Raw genomic sequence first — 280 nt, 5'->3', positions numbered from 1 at the left:
CTCTTCATCTGTCTTAAAATCACTTGATTTATATAGTTTTTCCACTAACGAATCATTCTCTTTATGAGCTTGTTTTAAGTCAAAAGGCATTTTTTCAGGATCATAAAGTTGAGCCAAACTTAAATGTGAATAGGATTCACGTACAGCTAGTATTTTAAAAGCAGATTCATTTAACTTAAATATCGATGCTTTCATGAGCTTTGGCACAGGAAAAGTGTTATAGCAAATTGCTGAAGTGTAACGAATACGTTCCTCTAACTTTCCTGCAATAGTTTTAACC

General features: G+C 32.5%; 1 protein-coding gene. It reads right to left on the bottom strand.

Features of this window, described 5'->3' with window-relative positions; genetic code table 11:
* On the bottom strand, nucleotides 1-280 hold a 280-nt coding region (locus tag ACNQ0W_RS25675; protein ID WP_417933341.1), incomplete at both ends, for a type IIL restriction-modification enzyme MmeI.

Origin of the sequence: Enterobacter cloacae complex sp. 6730903, assembly GCF_048283985.1 — a bacterium.
GTDB classification, from domain to species: Bacteria; Pseudomonadota; Gammaproteobacteria; order Enterobacterales; family Enterobacteriaceae; genus Enterobacter; species Enterobacter hormaechei_C.
Note: the sequence above shows the minus strand (reverse complement) of the source record. Positions and strands in the feature narration are given on the sequence as shown.